The organism is Flagellimonas lutimaris, from assembly GCF_003581615.1.
Lineage (GTDB): Bacteria > Bacteroidota > Bacteroidia > Flavobacteriales > Flavobacteriaceae > Flagellimonas > Flagellimonas lutimaris.
Window position 1 is genome coordinate 38402 of the sequence record NZ_QXFH01000077.1, and the last position, 18940, is coordinate 57341.

General features: G+C 39.6%; 21 protein-coding genes. 11 read left to right on the forward strand and 10 right to left on the reverse strand.

What is annotated here, in order from left to right; genetic code table 11:
• Positions 1-67 precede the first annotated feature (67 nt).
• Genes mnmA through D2V08_RS14330 form a run of 3 tightly spaced genes read left to right on the forward strand, consistent with a single transcriptional unit; the run spans position 68 to position 2773 of the window.
• Positions 68-1258, forward strand: coding sequence for a tRNA 2-thiouridine(34) synthase MnmA (mnmA, locus tag D2V08_RS14320; protein WP_119608844.1), 1191 nt, complete (start codon positions 68-70; stop codon positions 1256-1258).
• A gap of 50 nt (positions 1259-1308) precedes the next feature.
• Positions 1309-2250 (forward strand): NAD(P)H-dependent flavin oxidoreductase, encoded by a 942-nt coding sequence (locus tag D2V08_RS14325; RefSeq protein WP_119608845.1) that lies wholly within the window; start codon positions 1309-1311, stop codon positions 2248-2250.
• Between the two features lie 49 nt (positions 2251-2299).
• Positions 2300-2773, forward strand: a complete 474-nt coding sequence (locus D2V08_RS14330) for a YfiM family lipoprotein (protein WP_182835567.1) — start codon at positions 2300-2302, stop codon at positions 2771-2773.
• Here D2V08_RS14330 and D2V08_RS14335 read toward each other — a convergent pair.
• From D2V08_RS14335 to D2V08_RS14360, 6 genes are read right to left on the reverse strand one after another with little or no spacing between them, the layout of a single operon-like run.
• A complete protein-coding gene (locus D2V08_RS14335; RefSeq protein ID WP_119608846.1) occupies positions 2766-4097 on the reverse strand; it encodes a DUF58 domain-containing protein in 1332 nt (443 codons plus the stop codon). The genes D2V08_RS14330 and D2V08_RS14335 overlap by 8 nt on opposite strands.
• 2 nt (positions 4098-4099) lie before the next feature.
• Positions 4100-5092, reverse strand: a complete 993-nt coding sequence (locus tag D2V08_RS14340; protein WP_119608847.1) for an AAA family ATPase — start codon at positions 5090-5092, stop codon at positions 4100-4102.
• Positions 5082-6299, reverse strand: a complete 1218-nt coding sequence (locus D2V08_RS14345) for a DUF4350 domain-containing protein (RefSeq protein ID WP_119608848.1) — start codon at positions 6297-6299, stop codon at positions 5082-5084. Before D2V08_RS14345 ends, D2V08_RS14340 begins: the two co-directional genes overlap by 11 nt.
• Positions 6292-7023, reverse strand: a complete 732-nt coding sequence (locus D2V08_RS14350) for a DUF4129 domain-containing protein (RefSeq protein ID WP_119608849.1) — start codon at positions 7021-7023, stop codon at positions 6292-6294. The genes D2V08_RS14345 and D2V08_RS14350 overlap by 8 nt, the downstream gene beginning before the upstream one ends.
• Positions 7024-7914 (reverse strand): hypothetical protein, encoded by an 891-nt coding sequence (locus D2V08_RS14355; protein WP_119608850.1) that lies wholly within the window; start codon positions 7912-7914, stop codon positions 7024-7026.
• Positions 7898-8869 carry a stage II sporulation protein M gene (locus D2V08_RS14360; protein ID WP_119608851.1) on the reverse strand — a complete coding sequence of 324 codons (972 nt, stop codon included), beginning with the start codon at positions 8867-8869 and terminating at the stop codon, positions 7898-7900. The genes D2V08_RS14355 and D2V08_RS14360 overlap by 17 nt, the downstream gene beginning before the upstream one ends.
• Positions 8870-8904: 35 nt before the next feature.
• Here D2V08_RS14360 and D2V08_RS14365 point away from each other — a divergent pair, with 35 nt between their 5' ends.
• The 4 genes from D2V08_RS14365 to D2V08_RS14380 all read left to right on the forward strand — a co-directional run bounded on the left by D2V08_RS14365 (position 8905) and on the right by D2V08_RS14380 (position 12038).
• Positions 8905-9621: an RDD family protein gene (locus D2V08_RS14365; RefSeq protein ID WP_119608852.1), complete on the forward strand. Its 717-nt coding sequence runs from the start codon at positions 8905-8907 to the stop codon at positions 9619-9621.
• A gap of 2 nt (positions 9622-9623) precedes the next feature.
• Positions 9624-10235, forward strand: coding sequence for a trimeric intracellular cation channel family protein (locus D2V08_RS14370; protein WP_119608853.1), 612 nt, complete (start codon positions 9624-9626; stop codon positions 10233-10235).
• 157 nt (positions 10236-10392) lie between these two features.
• Positions 10393-11538: a hypothetical protein gene (locus tag D2V08_RS14375; protein WP_119608854.1), complete on the forward strand. Its 1146-nt coding sequence runs from the start codon at positions 10393-10395 to the stop codon at positions 11536-11538.
• A gap of 11 nt (positions 11539-11549) precedes the next feature.
• On the forward strand, positions 11550-12038 hold the full coding sequence (locus D2V08_RS14380) for a DoxX family membrane protein (RefSeq protein WP_119608855.1): 489 nt from the start codon (positions 11550-11552) through the stop codon (positions 12036-12038).
• A gap of 15 nt (positions 12039-12053) precedes the next feature.
• Here the strand turns inward: D2V08_RS14380 and D2V08_RS14385 are convergent, their stop codons facing one another.
• Positions 12054-12773: a peptidylprolyl isomerase gene (locus tag D2V08_RS14385; RefSeq protein ID WP_182835568.1), complete on the reverse strand. Its 720-nt coding sequence runs from the start codon at positions 12771-12773 to the stop codon at positions 12054-12056.
• On the opposite strand from D2V08_RS14385, the gene D2V08_RS14390 reads away from it, so the two are divergent.
• Together D2V08_RS14390 and D2V08_RS14395 are read left to right on the forward strand one after the other, a co-directional pair.
• Positions 12772-13413: an NUDIX hydrolase gene (locus tag D2V08_RS14390; RefSeq protein WP_119608856.1), complete on the forward strand. Its 642-nt coding sequence runs from the start codon at positions 12772-12774 to the stop codon at positions 13411-13413. The genes D2V08_RS14385 and D2V08_RS14390 overlap by 2 nt on opposite strands.
• Positions 13414-13454: 41 nt before the next feature.
• On the forward strand, positions 13455-14276 hold the full coding sequence (locus D2V08_RS14395; RefSeq protein ID WP_119608857.1) for a lysophospholipid acyltransferase family protein: 822 nt from the start codon (positions 13455-13457) through the stop codon (positions 14274-14276).
• On the opposite strand, the gene D2V08_RS14400 is transcribed toward D2V08_RS14395, so the two are convergent.
• The 3 genes from D2V08_RS14400 to D2V08_RS14410 form a co-directional block, all read right to left on the reverse strand.
• A complete protein-coding gene (locus tag D2V08_RS14400; protein WP_439108286.1) occupies positions 14273-14914 on the reverse strand; it encodes a DUF8845 family protein in 642 nt (213 codons plus the stop codon). The genes D2V08_RS14395 and D2V08_RS14400 overlap by 4 nt on opposite strands.
• A 5-nt stretch (positions 14915-14919) precedes the next feature.
• Complete coding sequence (locus D2V08_RS14405; protein WP_119608859.1) at positions 14920-15414, reverse strand: RNA polymerase sigma factor; 495 nt, start codon at positions 15412-15414, stop codon at positions 14920-14922.
• A 73-nt stretch (positions 15415-15487) separates the two neighbouring features.
• The gene (locus D2V08_RS14410) at positions 15488-16915 is read right to left on the reverse strand and encodes an amidohydrolase (RefSeq protein WP_119608860.1); all 1428 of its coding nucleotides are present in this window, start codon (positions 16913-16915) and stop codon (positions 15488-15490) included.
• Positions 16916-17015: 100 nt separating this feature from the next.
• Between D2V08_RS14410 and D2V08_RS14415 the strand changes: the two genes are divergently transcribed.
• Both D2V08_RS14415 and D2V08_RS14420 read left to right on the forward strand, forming a co-directional pair.
• The gene (locus D2V08_RS14415) at positions 17016-18323 is read left to right on the forward strand and encodes an NAD(P)/FAD-dependent oxidoreductase (protein ID WP_119608861.1); all 1308 of its coding nucleotides are present in this window, start codon (positions 17016-17018) and stop codon (positions 18321-18323) included.
• A 94-nt stretch (positions 18324-18417) separates the two neighbouring features.
• Positions 18418-18936: a hypothetical protein gene (locus D2V08_RS14420; protein WP_119608862.1), complete on the forward strand. Its 519-nt coding sequence runs from the start codon at positions 18418-18420 to the stop codon at positions 18934-18936.
• The last annotated feature ends 4 nt before the right edge of the window (positions 18937-18940 follow it).

An 18940-nucleotide genomic window follows, 5' to 3' on the forward strand; every position in this document is an offset into this window, starting at 1 on the left:
CCTTTAAGACATAATTATCATATTAAATGAGCGTCAATTCGTATTTTTGTAGCCTTAAATCATTGCAATGAAAAAGGTTGTTGTTGGACTTTCGGGAGGAGTGGATTCAAGCGTAGCTGCCTATTTGCTCAAAGAGCAAGGGTATGATGTGATTGGTCTGTTCATGAAGAACTGGCATGACGATTCCGTTACCATTTCTGAAGAATGCCCATGGTTAGAAGACAGCAACGATGCATTGATTGTTGCCGAAAAGTTGGGAATTCCGTTCCAAACGGTGGACCTAAGTACGGAATACAAGGAGCGTATCGTTGATTATATGTTCAATGAATATGAAAGAGGAAGAACACCCAATCCCGATGTACTTTGCAACCGCGAGATAAAGTTTGACGTGTTTATGAAAATCGCCCTGCAATTGGGTGCCGATTACGTAGCTACAGGACATTATTGCCGAAAGGGAACCATCAAAAATCAGGATGGAACCGAAACCTATCAGCTTTTATCTGGAAAAGATCCAAACAAAGATCAATCCTATTTTCTTTGTCAACTATCCCAAGAGCAATTGTCGAAGACCTTATTTCCTATTGGAGAACTGTTAAAGCCAGAGGTTCGAAAAATAGCGGCAGAAAATAATTTGATTACTGCCGATAAAAAAGACTCTCAAGGATTGTGCTTTATTGGAAAGGTGCACTTGCCCGAATTTTTGCAACAAAAATTGAAACCAAAAAAAGGTGTGATAGTGGAAGTTCCTAGTGATGCTTCCCAATTCCAGACAACTGTCCCAGACTTTCGAAATGAGCGGGAAAAATTGGTCTTTCAAGCCGAGAAACCTGTCTATTCCCAGGCGGATGGAAAAGTTGTGGGCGAACACCAAGGCGCACATTATTTTACTATAGGACAGCGAAAAGGACTGAATGTCGGTGGTACCAAGGAACCGCTGTTCGTCATCGATACCGATGTGGACAAGAACATTATTTATACTGGTCAAGGCAAATCTCACCCTGGACTATTGCGCAACACTTTATTTATAAAAGAGGATGAGTTGCATTGGGTACGTCCAGATTTGGCTTTAAACGTTGATGAGACCATGGAGGTGATGGCGCGTATCCGATATCGTCAGCCATTGCAGCCAGCAACTCTTTACAAAGTAAAGAATGGTTTGTTTGTTGATTTCAAGGAGAAACAATCTGCCATTACGGAGGGCCAGTTTGCCGCTTGGTACAGTAATGATGAATTGATTGGTTCTGGGGTGATTTCATAGACAACTTCCATATTTTGATTATTTTGGTGGAAAACTGAATAAAAGTCTTCATGCAAAATAAAGTCACACAACTTTTCGGAATAGAATATCCTATCATCCAAGCTGGAATGGTCTGGGCCAGTGGTTGGCGTTTGGCCTCTGCAGTTTCCAATGCAGGTGGACTGGGCCTGTTGGGAGCAGGTAGTATGTATCCCGAGGTGTTAGAGGAGCATATTGTCAAATGTAAAAAAGTGACGGACAAACCTTTTGGGGTCAACGTTCCCATGCTATACCCTGATATCGAGAAGTTGATGAACATTATTGTTGAGCAAGAAGTGAAAATTGTATTTACGTCAGCAGGAAATCCTAAAACTTGGACCAAATTTCTTCAAGAACAAGGAATCACTGTTGTCCATGTGGTCAGTAGTGTAAAGTTTGCCTTAAAAGCACAAGAAGCGGGAGTGGATGCTATTGTTGCTGAAGGATTTGAAGCAGGTGGACATAATGGGCGTGATGAAACTACTACTATGGTGTTGATTCCTTCTGTAAAAGAAAAAATAAGTATTCCCCTAATCGCGGCAGGTGGAATTGCCACGGGCAGGGCCATGTTGGCTGCCATGGTTTTGGGTGCCGATGGTGTTCAGGTGGGGAGTAGATTTGTAGCCTCTCCGGAAGCATCTTCGCACGAACTATTTAAAAAATGGGTCGTTGAAGCCAAAGAAGGGGATACTCAACTCACCTTAAAAGAACTGGCTCCTGTTCGATTGCTCAAAAACAAGTTCTTCCAAGATATTCAAGAAGCCTATGCCAATGGAGCTACAAAAGAAGATTTGCAGGCCTTATTGGGAAGGGCAAGGGCCAAAAAAGGTATGTTCGAAGGGGATATGGATGAAGGTGAATTGGAGATTGGTCAAGTTTCTGGATTGATTCATAACATAACACCCGCATCAAAAATTGTTGAAGAATTAATAGCGGAGTTCAGCCAAGCAAAAGCCGAAATACTCGACTATTAAGGTATTTCGCTAAAAGTTTAGGAAACTTTTAATACTTTTACACTGCGCAATGAGAACACTAATCCCCACACTACTCTTTTTTGTGCTCGCCTCGCATTGCCATGGGCAAGTGGAGCGGGACAAAGCACTTCATTTTTTGGGGGGAAATCTTTTTGGCCTGGCAGGGGCTGGAATTGCCAAACAAGCTTCAGAAGGGAATCGTATCTGGACCTTTGTAGGGTCTGTTGCGGGCAGTACCCTTATTGGGTTGGCTAAAGAAACTGTTGATGCTGGGCAAAGGGATAATGGTTGGGACAATGATGATCTTGCAGCTACTATTCTCGGTGGTGTTACCGTTGGTGTGACTATAGATCTTTTCTCCAAGAAAGATGACAAGAGACGTTTGCGTGGTCGATATTCCAATTTGGATTTAAAGAAGAAAAAACGTTTTCTACAACCTAAAACGGAATTCGTTGTTTTGGATGATAAACTTCCATCATTGAATACGTTGGGAATTTCCAATCAGCAGCTTTCCGTTAAATAATTCCCCTCGCTTTTATTTCTAAATATTTATTGATGGTATTTACCGTCAATTCTTCTGGTTTGGTCAAAATAGTCTGTATGCCATATTTTTGAAGTTCTTTCTGCATCAATCGTTTTTCCAAAGAAAACTTTTCAGCGATTGTTTTATGGTATATGGCCTGTAAATCCTCTGTATCTTCTGCAATCAGAGATTCCAATTCGGTATTTTCAAAGAAAATAACTACTAAAACATGTTTTTTCGCCATGGCCAAGATATAGGGCAATTGCCGTTGTAGTCCTGACATATGTTCAAAATTGGTGTAAAGTAATAATAAACTTCGCTGGTTGACCTTGCGTTTTACATGGGCATACAACAATCCAAAATCTGAATCGGAAAAAGTTGTGGAAATGTTGTACAAACTCTCCATGATGGTATTCAAGTGTGTGAGTTTTTGCACAGCGGGCACGAAGGTTTCAATCTTTTTGGAGAAGGTGAGTAATCCTGTTTTGTCGTTTCGTTTTAGGGCAACATTGGAGAAAGCCAATGCTGAATTGATGGCATAATCCAATAAACTCAAACCATTAAAGGGCATTTTCATGACCCTCCCTGTATCAATAATGGAATAAATAGGTTGCGACCTTTCATCTTGGTACTGGTTTACCATCAACTGATTCTTTTTGGCAGTAGCTTTCCAATTTATGGTGCGCACATCATCTCCTTTAATATATTCTTTGATTTGCTCAAACTCCTGGGTGTGGCCAATACGCCTTATTTTTTTTAGTCCAAATTCTGTCAAACGATTGCTGGTGGCCAAAAAATCATATTGTTGCATTTGAATGATGGAAGGGTACACGGGGACCATCTGATCCTTTTGGAACACAAATTTCCTTTTGATGATACGCAGGGGGGAGGAGGCAAAAACAATCAAATTACCAAAAACATATTCGCCACGTTCAACAGGCCGTACCGAATATTCAAAATAATGGGGTTCTCCTTTCTGCAATTGAGTCTTATGTTCAAAATCCCTTTTTTGGAATTGAACGGGCAATTCATCAATAATGGATACTTCCGCTTTAAAAGGGTATTTGGAATTTAGATGAACCGATAAAATATTTTGGTCGCTGTTTGATAATTTCTGGGGTAGATTTCGGTGTGCTTTGATGGCGTTTGGTGTAGCGTACAAAAAATACAGGTCCAAGAAGAAGAGCGCCATTAAAAGGAATACCAATAACCAAGCAATAGGGTAAAGGGTTGGCACCCAATAGGAAATTACAAAGCATGCGGATAGCAGGGCGATATACCGAAAGAAAATATTATGTATGTAGAGCGACCGAAGAAATGCCATGTTTATCGTGGAATTTCAACGGACTCCATAATCATGGAGACTACATTTTCGGTGGTCATGCCTTCCATTTCCCTTTCTGGGGTTAAAATAACCCTGTGATTAAGTACGGGCACCAAAGCTTTCTTTACATCTTCTGGGATTACAAAATCCCGTCCAGAAATTGCGGCAAAGGCCTTTGCCGCTGTAAGTGTTGCAATAGAGGCTCTTGGAGAAGCACCTAAGTACAAATGAGGGTGGTTTCTGGTTTGTGTGATAATATTGGCGATGTAGTCCAATATTTTTTGCTCGACCACCACTTCGTGAATATTCTTCTTGAATTCAATCAATTTTTTAGGGGTAAGTACTGCTTTAATTTGGTCCTGTGGTTTTTCTCCCTTTCGCTCGTGGTGGTTTTGCAGAATTATTATTTCTTCCTCAACCGAAGGGTAATCCACTTTAATTTTGAAAAGGAAACGGTCCAATTGAGCTTCGGGCAGCGCATAGGTGCCTTCTTGTTCAATGGGGTTTTGGGTGGCCAAAACCATAAAAGGTTGGCCCATTTTATATGTGGTCCCATCCACGGTGGCTTGCCGTTCTTCCATGGTTTCAAAAAGGGCTGCCTGTGTTTTCGCAGGAGCACGGTTGATTTCATCAATCAAAATAATGTTTGAAAAAATAGGCCCTTTTTTAAATTCGAATTCCGTGGTCTTAGTGTTGAATACAGAAGTTCCCAAAATATCACTCGGCATTAAATCCGGCGTAAATTGAATACGACTGAATTCAGTTTTTAGTGTTTTCGCAAAGAGTTTGGCAGTTACCGTTTTTGCAATGCCGGGCACCCCCTCAATCAAAGCATGTCCATCTGCTAGAATTGAAATAATCAGAAGTTCAATAAAATCTTTTTGTCCCACGATTATGGTGGACAATTCTTTTTTTATCTGTTCTACTGTGCCCCTTAATTCTTCCAAGGGGACCCTATTGTCAAAATTCAGGTCGTTATTTTCGTTATTTTCCATCAACGTTTGCTTTAAATGCTTGTATTTTTTGATTCAGATTCTTTAGTTCGGTTTCGGTCACGTATTGTTTGGTCTTCAGTTTTGAGATCATGCTTATCAAAGCTTTTACTTCTTTTAAATCAGTATTGCTTCGAAGAGAGAGATTCCTCAAAAATGTTTCGTCTTCTAAATTTTGGGTGGAAACATATAATTTGGACCTGATATATTCCAAAAAGTAATCAATTTTATGTTTGGTTATCAAGGGCAGTTCTCCTTTTTCAAAATACATATCGGCAATGGTACGCGTAAATGCCAAGGTCTGATTTTTTAAAGGGGTTACAACGGGAATGGCTCGTTGCTTTCTTTTTCCTTCAAAAATTATGTAAATGAGGCCCCCGATCAGTACAAGATAATAGGCCCATTTAAATTCTTTGGTGTTCAAGAATAGATACATGGGGGAGGTATAAAAGGATTTTCCTGATTTATGAAAATTATCCATGTAAATCTGTCCATTCCTACCCAAATAGGACAATAGCCCTGCTGTATATTCCACATTATTATCCTTTAGGATAAAGTAATTGGTAAAGGCCTTTGGAAAACTGGTCAAAACAATTTCTCCCTTCCCAAAAGGTTGCTTTATGGAGTTTATATGTTTGGTAGTGGTATCCGTGCTGTCCGATGGGGAATACACTTGCCCAAGAACCGTAGTGCGCAAAGTGTCCAACCGATCAAAACTTGTGGTATAATAGTCCTTGGTAAATTCAACCCTTTGGTTCTTGATTTTCGGATTGACCAATTCATAATAAAATAGAGGCTCCAAGGTGCCATCATTATAAACATTTTGTTGTTCCAAATGCAGGGTGTCCAATAGTTTTTTTTCAAAAGATCTTGAGGCTACAAAAAGCATATTGCCTTGATTCACCCAATCCAAAAGGGCATTCAATTCTGCTTCTTCAAACGCAACGGATTCATTTACAAAAAAATAGGTGCCTTTTATGGAGTCGGTTCGTGTAAGGAATTCAAAAGGAGGTTTTTGTATTTGTTGTATCTTATTTGGAAAGTACTTTTCCATTAAATCATTCAACACATAGGTGCCATAGGGTATCTTATGGTGGGACACATACGAAGGGAACCAATTGATTTTTTTTGGTTTGTTGTATTCCATGACGAATATGGCCGCTAGGGTCAAAACACCGATCGTTATGTATATCCATCCTTTTTTAGACATGGGTTATCGCGTTTTTTAAGGATGTAAATACGACTTCAGCTTTTTCGTATCGTTCTTGGTCAATATCAAACTCACCGTACCAAACATAATCGTAGAGCAAAGTGGCTTTTCCAAAATCATTTTTGAGATTGCTCTTGGAAAGCTCTTCTATATAATCATCATTTGTTTTTTGTTGTTGCCAGTCAATCAATTCTTTTTCTGAAAGTAATTGTAAGATGTAGAGATAATAATAACGTATGGCTAGTCTATAATTTTCATCAATCAATGCATTTTTAATCAATTGCTGAATGTCCTCATTTTTGATGATGTGCTCATCTTCAGCAAGGGAAACCACATTTGGGTTCTTTCTGTTTTTCCCCATCCCTTGCATATTGGATTTGATAAAAAAACGAATCACCAGATACAGGAACAGTGCAAGGAGCAAATAGGGGAGAATTTCTAAAAACACTGCCAAATAACCTTCGGCATTGCCAACGCCAAAAATCCATTCAAAAAATCGGCGTAAAATATTATAGAACCAATTGGTGATATCGGTCCACCAAGTGCTTTCGACTTTTACCTCTTCATAATTAAAGGTATCATCACCTTTGTAGGTTTCGAGATCTTCCTTGCTAAATTCAATGGTTTCAATATCCGATGTATCATACTTGACAATAGAATCGTTTTGGGCAAAAAGAATTGTCCATGAAAATAGTAGGTATGATAAAGTCAGCTTTTTGTGCATCTATTCCTCTGAAGATTTCCCAAGGTTTTCGATACGTTCAAAAGTGCCCGTAAAATTTTTCTTTTCGTTGAGGTTGAAAAATATCATGGAAGTGGCTACCAAAAAAATAATATTCATAAGGAATTGAACCAAGGTGCTTACTATGTTCAAGAAAAGGTAAATAGGGTCGTTAAAAACATTAAAATTCTCAGCATCCATTTCACCGGAAAACACACCCATTTTAATCCACATATAAATGGCGGATGGCAAACTAAAAGCATATGAGGCAATAGCGACAATAATATATACCACAAAAAGTGTTGCGAATGTAATCCACCAATTTTCCTTGATTAAGGTGAAACTATATTGATAGGATTCCATGGCATCCTTTTTAAGGAAAACTAAAATGGCAAAGGAAATGGATAAGGGGACGGCGAGATAAATACCAGGTATTAAACAAAACAATGCCCCAATGAATACGGATAGTCCTACCAAAATGCCCAATCCAATCAAGGACCAAAAAGAGCCGTAGACACCTTGTCGGATTTCATCAAAATTTGTAGAACCTTGGTTATTGATATATGATTTTATGTAATGTAAAACGGTTCCCTGCGCCAGAACATAGGCCGCAATGGAACTGAACATTAAGGCAGCAATTGCCAACATCATAATTATGGGCGAATACAAAGAGTCCGGTGTATTGCCAACCATCCCTAAATTAAAAATGTCGCCAATGGTATACATATAGAACCCCATGGAAATCAGCATGACCAAAATATAGGGTCCCACAATTTTTATAATGGTCCTAAAAAAGGGTTTAAACTCATTTCTAATAAAGGCAAAAGAGTCGGAAAGTATGTCCCCCAATTCACGTTGCTTCTTAAATTCAATGTACTTATTGGATGTCTGCATGGGTGGTTTTTCTATGGATTTGGTTTGGATAAATAATGTAATAGAATATGATTAAGAACAACGAAGCCAGGATAATTAAAATTGCCAACCAATCTGGCATTTCAGTATGTCGGGTAACAAAACCTTCCAAAAAACCAGCAATAATGAAGAAGGGTACCGTACTCACCATTATCTTAAGTCCGTTTTTAACGCCCCTTTTAAAAGATTCCAATCGAGTATAAGTACCCGGGAAAAGAATTCCATTGGCCAAAACCAATCCGGCACAGCCCGCAATTATAATTACGGATATTTCTATGGTTCCATGAATCCAGATGGTTCGCGCAGATTCCCAAAGAAGTCCTTTTTCATAAAAAAAATACTGGAAACTCCCCAACATAATTCCATTTTGAAGTAGGATGTAAAGTGTGCCAACTCCTAAAAATATACCAAATGCAAAAGCGTAGATGGCCACTTTAATATTATTTATGGTAATACCCAAAAACATATTGAAGGCTCCTTGTTCTTTATAAACAGCCATTGGATCACCTTTTTCTATATTCTCCAAGGTCATATTTACATAGCCATTGCCCAAAATAGAGCGTACAAAATCACCTTCGTTGGCAGAGGAGAAGGCCCCCACCGTTACAAAAAAAGCAAATACCACGAAAGAAATCAGTAATTCTCGGTGGTGGTGCTTGAACATAATCGGAAACTCCGTTTTCCAAAAATGGACAATACGGTTTCTGGATTCCCGTTTGGTTTTATAGATTTTTTGATGCGCTTGGGAGGCAAGGGTATTCAAATATATTTGGGTGTTGCTTCCAGGGTAAAAGGTCTTGGCGTAACTCAGGTGGTCGGTGATCTCAATATAAAGATCCGAAAGCTCATCGGGATGAAGTTGCCCTTTATTGAGCAGGGCATTTTCAAAAGCGGCCCATTTATCCTTATTTTGCCTTACAAAAGCGGCCTCGCGCATTAAATCCGGTGGTTTGTAAGTAAAGAAACTAAAATATGGAACAATTTCAAATAGAAACGGCCCAAAATATAACCATCAATCAGAACACCTCCCACCTTGGTGAACGCATGCTGGCCTATATTATTGATAGTTTCATTATTATGGTCTACACTATTTTGGTGTTTGTTTTCTTGATATCATTGGATATTGATATTGAAGATCAATGGGCATTTTATTTGATACTTACGTTACCGGCTTTTTTCTATTATTTGATTTTTGAAACCTTGATGGATGGCAAGACCATTGGTAAAGGTGCAATGAATCTTCGTGTGGTGAAACTGGATGGTTCCAAACCTAATTTTGGCAATTATTTTGTTCGATGGGCACTTCGAATTATTGATGTGAGTCTTACTTCGGGTGGTGCTGCCGTCTTGACTATTTTAATTCGGGGAAAAGGCCAGCGAATAGGTGATATTGCCGCAGGAACCACAGTCATCAGCGAAAAAAAACGAGTATCATTAAAGGATACCTTATTAAGGGACTTGCCTGAAGACTACAAGCCAACATTTCCTCAGGTCACGGTTTTTAAGGACCAAGAAATGCAGACCATTAAAGAACTGTATGATAAATCCAAATTGAACGGAAACCACAATGTTATTGTTTCATTGGATAAGCGCATCCGTGAAGTATTGGGTGTGCAGACTACCTTACAACCTATAGAATTTGTGGACGTGGTAATCAAGGATTATAACTATTATACCCAAAAAATGTAATCATGCTTTATCAAACTATCGATATTTTGGGTACTGTGGCCTTCGCTATCTCTGGGGTTTTGGTGGCCATGGAAAAACGTCTGGATTTATTCGGTGTGCTTATTATTGCATTCGTAACTGCAATCGGAGGGGGTACCCTAAGAGATTTATTAATTGGTAATACACCTGTTGGGTGGATGCAAGACCTTACTTATGTGATTACTATTTTTATTTCGGTAGTTATTGCCATCATATTTGTAAATAAACTCAAATATCTCAGAAAATCTTTATTTCTGTTTGATACCATTGGAATTGGACTTTATACCATGGTAGGGGTGGAAAAAGGCTTGGAAGCTGGATTGTTACCTATCATGTGTATCTTTTTGGGCACCATGACGGCCTGTTTTGGTGGTGTGATTCGTGATATTCTCTGTAATGAAATCCCCGTTATTTTTAGAAAGGAAATCTATGCGACTGCATGTATATTGGGAGGTGTCAGTTATTTTCTCTTCATTCAGTTTCCCGTTAAGGATAGCTATGCCTATGTAGCCGCCATTTTAGTCGTAATTGTATTGAGGTTGATTGCCGTTAAGTTTGATGTGCGGCTGCCTAACATTTACAAAAAGGAGGTCTAGACTTGTTATCTCTAACTTTTCTTCAATGTTGGTTAATCATTGTTTAGTACAATTAACTCTTTGTTAATCATTTTTACTTTTTCATTAGTTCTTTCAACCTAAGCATAGCTCTACATTGGCTCTCAAGCAACTTAAATAGCCAATCAACTAAACAGGGATGAGAGCATCACAACCACTAACTTTTACATTTTTAGGGTTGATTTCTTTTTTCGGAATCAATCAGGCAAGCGCGCAAGGCTGCGTTGCCATCAGACATTTTTCTTCTTGTGTGGGGAACACTTTGGAAAACAACTTGCTGGGTCCAGGAGACATTCAAATAGGCAGTAATTACAGATATTTTAAGTCATTTCGCCATTTTAGGGGAACCGAGGAAGAACCGGATAGGGTTTCTAATGAGACAGAAGTCATCAACCATTCGCATTCTTGGGATTTTTTCTTGACCTATGGAATATCCGATCGGTGGTATGCTAGTATCACTATCCCAACTGTGATCAATACACGCTCTTCTTTGTACGAGCATGGTCGTGATGAACGCAACACCACCTTTTCCAGGGGTTTGGCTGATATTCGGGTAGGTGTCGGATATTGGTTGTTTGACTTGGAAAAACACCAAAATGGAAATTTGGCCTTGGGATTTGGTCTTAAATTGCCAACCGGCAGCTATAATGCTTCCGATATATTCTATAATGTTGGGCCCGAAGGCGGACCTCAAGTTCGACCTGTGGATCAAAGTATTCAGCCCGGTGATGGTGGTTTTGGAATCACTTTGGATTTTCAGTTTTACCAAAAGATTGCAGAACGGTTTTTCGCCTACGGAGGAGGTTTTTACTTGATCAATCCAAGGGAAACGAACGGTACACGAACATTTAGGGAAACGTTAAGCCCTATTTTACAAAATGAGGCTATAATGGCTGTTCCAGACCAATTTTCTCTCCGTACTGGGGTAAGCCATAGTTTAAGTAATACAATTTCTGCCTCATTGGGAGCAAGGTATGAGGGAGTTCCTGTAAAAGACCTTATCGGTGGAAACGAAGGTTTTAGAAGACCAGGAAATGTGCTTTCCATAGACCCTGGAATCGCATTTATGAAAGACAATTTTTCCTTGAACATTAATGTGCCCTTTGCGGTAAGAAGGGAGCGTCCACAAAGTGTTACTGATTTGCAAACCCAAGAAATGACAGGAGAGCCCAGACAAGGGGATGCTGCTTTTGCCGACTATTTGATCAATGTTGGAGTTTCATATCGAATTGCCAAAAACAAGATAAAAGTAAACCCAGAGCTCATGGAGCAATTTAAAAACTAAACTTTCTAAAAATGAATAAACAGGTTAAAACTAGATTAATGGCAATGGCCATAGGCTTGGTATATTTATGGTTTGGAGCATTAAAATTTGTGCCAAACCTAAGTCCGGCCGAGGATTTGGCAAAGAATACAATTGATCAGCTTACCTTTGGATTGATACCCGATGATGTTTCAATAATCCTGCTTGCCATTTGGGAAGTGGGCTTGGGATTTTTGTTGATCTTTGGGTTCTTGCGAAGACAAGCCGTTATATTGGGATTGGTTCATATGGTATGTACTTTTGCACCATTGTTCTTTTTTCCGAATGATGTATTTGGAGCAGAACCATTATCACTAACTCTTGTGGGGCAATACATTATCAAGAACCTGATAATTATTGCAGCTTTTCTTTCCATTTACGACAAGAAAGAGGTTGTTCAAAAAGCTCATACACCGACAACTGTTCAAAAACAAAGCTCACACTGGATTTTGGCCGGTAAAAACCTATTCAAGAAGGCCTGATATTATTAAAAAGTGCTACAACACTTCAGCTTTTAGAATGTAAATATTTTGCCAAGGCCAATCACCATCCCCTACGGGAACTTTGTTTATGGCATCAACCACATCCATTCCTTCTATAACGCGGCCAAATGGCGTGTAAGAACCGTCAAGATGATAGGAGCCTGGATCAGTGACTACAATAAAGAATTCGTAGGGCGAGGCCAATTTGTGTGGGTTGTCCCGTTCGCTACTGGGCATGGAAATGGTTCCCCGATGGTGTTTATGCCCCTTTTTAGCATCTGGAGGGAGTAAGTACCGACCTATTTTTCCACGTTTGCGAGCGGTTCTCCGATCATCCGAATTACCGCCTTGGATAATAAAATCTTTCACGACCCGGTGGAACTGGGTGCTATCAAAATAATGTTGTCTTGCCAAGTAAATGAAATTGGCTTTGTGATACGGTACATTATCATACAATTGTACGGTAAAACTACCCATGGTGGTAGTAAGTTTAACCTTATCCCTTTTTAGCGTTTTTGCATAGTCAAAAAAGAAATCGATAGCATTTTCTTCGGTAAGTTTAAAGGGTTCTTCCTCTTCTTCTATGGCAGTGGAATCCACTTCGATTTTTGGAACAGTGTCCATGTTTGCAATATTTTCCTCAACTTTGTCCTTCTCCTTCTTAGGGGATTCTCCACAGGAAACGAATAAAAGAAATAATATACTTGTAGTTAAAGCCAATTGTCTCAACAGCATGGATTTTAATGAATTTTGTCAACTTGCTCTAAAATTAAAAAATCTCCCACTTCCTGGAGAAGTTTCCCATAATAAAATGTCACCTGAGCTCCGTATTCAATGGTTGAAGGAGAACAAGGTACAAGATATAAATCCCAAGCGGGCAGGGGTCATGGCATTGTTCTATCCAGATATTGAACAAAAAACCCGGTTACTTTTAATTCTCAGAAAAGTTTACCAAGGAGTGCATTCCAATCAAATCGGATTTCCAGGAGGAAAGGTGGAGGAGTTTGACAAAGACTTAATGGATACTGCATTGAGGGAAACGCATGAGGAAGTTGGTGTTCCTCCAACCAAGGTTGAGGTAATCAAAGAACTGAGCGAATTATATATTCCCCCTAGCAATTTTTTGGTAAGACCTTACCTCGGAATTTATCCCAATCCACAGCCCTTTGTTAAGGAAGAAAGTGAAGTGGAAAGTCTTGTGGAGGTGTATCTTAGGGATTTTTTGGATGATTCCAACCATATTCAAGAAATATTGAGTACATCCTACGCAAAAAATATAAATGTACCTGCCTTTAAATTAAATGGTTACACCGTTTGGGGCGCCACAGCCATGATGTTGAGTGAAATCAAGGAGCTATTACGGCAAGTGCTTTAATGGCTATTTTGTAAATTTGCAGATAACAACCAACACTACATATGGGCCTTTTTAAGAAAAATCCTTTTGGACATATTTTATTTTTTAAACGATGGCTGATTCGTATTGCTGGCATGATGACACACCAACGATACAAAGGGTTTAATACACTCGAGATTGAAGGGTCGCAGATTATCCGCGAGCTTCCTGAGAACAATGTACTTTTTGTAAGCAACCATCAGACCTATTTTGCCGATGTTGTGGCCATGTTCCATGTATTTAATGCCAGTTTGAAGGGAAGAGACGACACTATAAAGAATTTGGGTTATCTCTGGAATCCCAAACTGAATATTTATTACGTGGCGGCCAAAGAGACCATGAAAAAAAGTCTATTGACCAAAATTTTGGCCTATGCGGGCTCGATAAGTATTGAAAGAACATGGAGGGCCGATGGTCAAAATGTGAACCGACAGGTTAAATTCAGTGATATTTCCAATATTGGAAAGGCTTTGGACGATGGATGGGTAATTACTTTTCCTCAAGGGACCACTACACCTTGGAAACCTTTGCGAAAAGGTACCGCCCACATTATTAAAAAATACAAACCTGTGGTTGTACCTGTAGTTATCGATGGGTTCCGTCGTTCTTTTGATAAAAAGGGACTTCGCGTTAAAAAGAAGGGAATTCTACAATCCATGCAGATCAAAGAACCCTTGGAGATTGATTACGATAATGAATCCATTGACGCCATATTGGAAAAACTGGAATATGCCATAGAGCAGCATCCATCTTTCCTAAAAGTAATTCCGCAAAAAGAACTTCTTGCTTACGAAGAGGAAAACCAAAAAAGGCGTTACAGTTACAAGGGTAAGTTGGATAATTAGACCTCTAACCTTTTAAGCTCATTATAGTTTTTTCTTAGTCTTTTCAGTAAAATACCGTAAAGGAGTTTATAGAACAGCCAAATTAAAAATAAGATAACAGCTGTAAATACTACGGATATGCCAATGACCATGGCCCAGAATGCCATAGTGTTTCCATCTTGGGAGGCAGCCTCAACAATTTTCTTTCCTTCAGGTCCATAAAGCAACACCCCATACATATTGATAATTAAATAAGTGGTAAAGATGATAAGGTTGAACCATACGTACTGTGTTACGGTGCGTTTTACTTTTAGTATGGTCTTCATCAAATTTCTGGAAGAGTCCGTAAAGGAGATTTTTCTGTAGTTGGTATAAAATTTATAGATAAAATAAAGAATGACAGCGTAATTGATGACATTGAGAACCATTATCACTTTGTGAATATGCATGGCCTTAAGCTCTTGCATAGTCTCTGGACCACTAAAAATGATATTGATGCCTGCCCAGAAAACAAATTCTATGATACTGATATAAAAAATCCATTTAACTATGGACGATGATTTTTTCTTGATCATCGGATAAATTTGCTCATACGACAGTTTAGGAAGGTCTGCTTCCCGCTTCTGCCAATCTTTTTTCAAGAGCTCCAGTTCATCCATCATAATTAAGGATTTAATATGGTTCTTAATTTATTTTTCACCCTGCTCATCTTTACTCTCGCATTTACTTCAGAAATACCCAAAGTTTCGGCTATCTCGGAATAATCCTTGTCTTCCAGATATAGAAAAACCAAAGCTTTGTCAATATCGCCAAGTTGTTTAACAGCGTCGTACATCAATTTTAATTGTCGTTCCTCGGTATCATCATAATCAGTAGCCTTTATTTTATAGAGGACCGAGTCAAAATCTTGGGTTTTTACACTTTTTTTTGACTTTCTGTACAACGTTATGGCCGTATTCAATGCAACACGATACATCCATGTGCTAAACTTGGCATCTCCCCGAAACTTTGGGTATGCTTTCCACAATTGAATAGTGATTTCTTGGAACAAATCGTTGTGCGAGTCCTTGTCGTTGGTATATAAACTACAGACCTTATGGACAATGTTTTGATTGTCCTCAAGTTCCGTCACAAAACGATGTTCCAGTTCTTTGTTCACTAAGCGGTTGGTAAATTTGCTTTATTTATGAGTGTATATAAAGCAACTTTTGTTACAGTGTTTGATAAAAATTCTATTTACGATAGTCCAAAGCTGGAGGTCTGTTGCCCAGCATTGGAATATATTTGAAGTCTTTTCCCCTTCTTTCTTCCAATTCTTTTTTGGCAGTTTCAACCGTTTTTGGATTTTCAAAAATATCCATGGCGGTGAGTGCCAAAGTCTTTGCGGCTACCATCATTCCTTTGGAACCTATGCTCATACCGCCAGCTGCAACTGCTTGCCAACTATGTGCAGGTGTTCCGGGCACCCAAGTGGCAGTTCCTAAGCCTGCAGTAGGTACGGTATAACTAACATCACCTACATCGGTGGAGCCATATGCACGTGCAGTTTCTTTATAAGGTTGAATTTTTTCAGCGGAAGAAATTTCCGGGGCACCTTTACCCAAAGTCGCCGATATTTTTTCTGCAAAAGCTTTTTCTTCTTCGTTATAGGTGACACCACCAACTTTCTCCAAATTGTCGTACATTATTTTTTGAACAGTCAAGTTGGGCAAAAGTTCATGGGTTCCTCCGATCATTTCATATTTCATAGTCGTTCCGGTGCCCAAGGCAGCTCCTTCAGCGGCTTTCACCATACGATCAAACATATCAACAACTACGTCTCTTCTATTGTGTCTAGCGTAATAATACACCTCGGCAAAGTCGGGCACTACATTGGGAGCTTTGCCTCCATTGGTAATTACGTAGTGGATTCTGGCTTCTTGCGGGATGTGCTCTCGCATCATATTTACCATGGCATTCATGGCTTCCACACCATCCAATGCGGAACGTCCTCTGTCAGGTGCTCCTGCCGCGTGAGCGGAAACCCCATAAAATCTGAATTTGGCAGACTTATTGGCCAAAGCGGCACCGGCGCTTGCAGCATTTGCTGAACTTGGGTGCCAGTGAAGCGCCACATCCACATCATTAAAAACACCCTCTCGGACCATGTATACTTTTCCTGATCCACCTTCTTCTGCGGGGCATCCGTAAAAACGTATCGTGCCTTTGATATTGTTGGTTTCCATCCAATTCTTTACTGAAATGGCCGCTGCGGTGGACGCTGTCCCAAAAAGATGATGACCGCATGCATGACCGGCAGCTTTACCTGCTGATTTTTTCTCGGGAACAGCCTCTTGTGATAGCCCAGGTAGAGCATCATATTCTCCCAAAATGGCAATTACAGGGTATCCTGAACCATATTCGGCCTTAAAAGCGGTTGGAATCCCAGCAATACCTTTTTCAATGGTAAAACCTTCATTTGAAAGGGTTTCCTGTAAAAGGGCTGAGCTTTGCTCTTCCAAATATCCCATTTCAGCAAGATCCCAAATATTATGGGCGATTTCGCTATATTTTTCGGATTTTGAATCTAAATCTTTGATTACATCATTCTTCTTTTTTTGGGCATGAACACCTATGGTACACAATAGAAGGAGCACACCTAACGGGAGAATTTTTCTCATTGGTTAAAGTTTTTTGAGTTAGGCTTTAAAGATACAAAAAAACCAACCCTGACATGATACGCCCTGCCTTGGAATACTTAAATTTGCCAGTATGTCGAGAATGAATATTCCTCAGTCCAGTTATCCAAGAGTCGTTATAGTGGGCGGCGGTTTTGGAGGTATTGCATTAGCAAAAAAATTAAGCAAGAAGGAAGCCCAGGTGGTTTTGTTGGATAAACATAATTATCACAATTTTCAACCTTTACTTTATCAAGTGTCCACAGGGGGGTTGGAACCGGATTCCATCGCATACCCTATTAGGAAAGTGTTGCAAGGGTATCCTAATTTCTTTTTTAGGTTGGCCCAGGTGCAAGAAGTAAAAACGGATACTAAAAGAATCAAAACCAATATTGGTGAAATTTTCTACGACTATCTAGTTGTAGCAACCGGTTCGGAAACTAACTTTTTTGGCAATAAAGGTATTGAGAGCAAGGGAATGGCCATGAAAACCATTCCTCAATCGTTGAATTTACGTAGCTTGATTCTGGAAAATTTTGAACAAGCACTTTTGACCGACGACCTCCACGAGCGAGATGCCCTGATGAACTTTGTGATTGTTGGAGGCGGGCCTACCGGAGTGGAATTGGCAGGAGCTCTAGCCGAGATAAAAAAAGGAATACTTCCCAAGGACTATCCAGATTTGGATACACGTAGAGCACAAATAAATTTGGTACAGGGTGGTGACAGAATTTTACCGGCAATGAGCCAACAGGCTTCGGAAAAGGCTGAAAAGTTTTTGGAAGAACTTGGCGTACATGTTTGGAAGAATATCCGTGTTACTGATTACGATGGCAAACGAGTTTCCACTAACACGAAAACCATATTTGATGCTGAAACATTGGTTTGGGCCGCTGGTGTAAAAGCTGTGGGTCTAAAAGGTCTGGATGCAGAGGAGTTTCTTTGCAGAGGCAATCGACTTAGGGTGAACGAGTTTCACCAAATTGTTGGATTGGAAGATGTTTTTGCCATTGGAGATGTGGCCCAAATGGAGACCGAGGAGTTCCCTCATGGACACCCCATGATGGCTCAACCTGCCATACAACAGGGTAGAAACCTAGGAGATAATCTGGTACGGCTCATAGAAAATAAGCCTATGAAGCCTTTTGTTTATAAAGACAAGGGTAGCATGGCAACGGTAGGAAGGAACAAAGCGGTAGTGGATATGCCCAAATTCAGGTTTCAAGGAGTGTTTGCCTGGTTTGTTTGGATGTTCGTGCATTTGTATTTCCTGATTGGTTTTAGGAATAGGGTAGTGGTCTTTATCAATTGGGTTTATAATTATATTAGGTTCGACCGCGAGGCACGTCTAATTATTCGACCTTTCAAAAAGCAAAATAGGGTAGAGCGCGACACTTTGATGCAAGACTAAATTAATATCCTGAGGTTCAGTATCAAGGTTAAAGTTTAGCTAACATTTATGGTGGATTGGTAGCACTTTGGTAAATTGTAGTAAAACACTTACCATGTTCAAGCCGCCTTTTTTCCTCACACTATGTAGTCTATTGTTTTTTGGTCTAATACTGCAGGCACAGAACCAACCTAGTAATTCCAATACAATAATAGAGTCACCTATTTATATCGAAGGATTTAATTACCCCAAATTTGATAAATTATCCCATTATGGATGGTTCAATATTGGTTATGAAGTATTTGACGGCACGGAACTGCAAGTTATAGGGGAACACTATCGAAGATACGACGCGGATAGATTTAGTTTGGGCACACAGCTTAGACAAAAAATTTCGGAGAAGCTATACTTAATTGGTGGATATCAAAAAGAATGGGACCTCTACAACAAGGGCCGGGGATATCCAAACCCAATCCCACGTGAAGAAATCTTTTTGGGCACGGATTACCAAGTTCGGGAGAATATGTTTATGGAAGTGAAAATGGTTCATCCTATTAAAGAATCCGATTTTTACAGTATAGGGCTTGAGGGTGTGAGAACGCGACTAGAAATGGGAACCCGTTTGAAATTTTGAGAAT